Source organism: Aerococcus sp. L_32 (genome assembly GCF_050689315.1).
Map to the genome: position 1 here is coordinate 1 of NZ_JBOEQF010000565.1, position 1144 is coordinate 1144.

Here is a 1144-nt window from a genome sequence, read left to right on the forward strand (position 1 = left end):
TGTTTTCACACTAGCCATGGCTTTGGTCATGACTTGTTTACCATGGTAGACGGTGATATCAATTTCCATTGAACGTCTAGAGACATCTAGGAATTCTAGCACAACATCGATGGTAGATTGTAAAGGTACTAATTTTAAATAATATGCACTTACCTTATCAACAACGATTGATTTACCTTGTAGCTGTTTGACAAATTGTTTTACCGATAGTTGGATAATACTATGTTGTAAGGCATTAGATAAGGCGCCAAAATCATTGGTTAATGACACATCACTCAAGAACCGGTAACGCGCCTTAGTCATATCCTCATTTTGATCAACGAATTTCAACTTATCTGCCAGTAACATCTCAATCCGGTTCTCACTCTGTTCCGTTTGTTGGGTATACTGCAAAGTCCGCAAGACATCTTGTCTAGATAGAATCCCTTGCAAATTATCCGCTTCATCCACAACCGGTAGAATTTCCAAACCATCCCAAATCATCATGTGGGTAATTGATGCCACACTCATTGGCTTCTTAGCCGAAATTGGCGTTGGCGTCATGGCTTTAGCTAAATGGGTATCCGGTGTGAAATCTAGAATATCCTTAGCCGTTAAAATCCCCGCCAATTTACCATCTCTTTCACAAATTGGAAAACGGGTATGCCCCGAGTTTTCTGACAATTGTCGGTAAGCTGTAATCGTATCATCCGTGTATAAAAATTGCGTTTGTTCAAGTGGAATGTAGATATCCTCCACAAGTAAAATATCCTTCTGCATAGACCGCTCAATCATCGCCTTATTGATTAAAGTAGCCGTCGCATAGGTATCGAAGTTGACACTTAAAAGTGGTACTTCCCTCTTGTTAGCCAAGTCCACAATGGTTTCTGACGGCTTAAAACCACCCGAGATTAGAACAGCGACGTCACTTTCCAAGGCAATCCGTTGAATTTCATCGCGGTTACCAACGATAATCAAGGAATCTGGTTCGATATAACGACGCATCCCGTCCGCTTCCATGGCGCCGATAATAAATTTACGGACCTGGCGACTCAGACCTGAAGCCCCACCTAAAACCTGGCAATCCGTTACCTTGATAATTTCTTCAATCGTTAAATGGTGCATGCGGCGGTTTTCGTTCTCTTCAATTCGGACGGTACCCACT

At 42.0% G+C, this 1144-nt stretch carries 1 protein-coding gene; it reads right to left on the reverse strand.

Features of this window, described 5'->3' with window-relative positions; translation table 11 throughout:
- Positions 1–1144 (reverse strand): DRTGG domain-containing protein (locus ACRCJ0_RS14800; RefSeq protein ID WP_431390969.1); only part of this gene is annotated, 1144 nt, incomplete at both ends.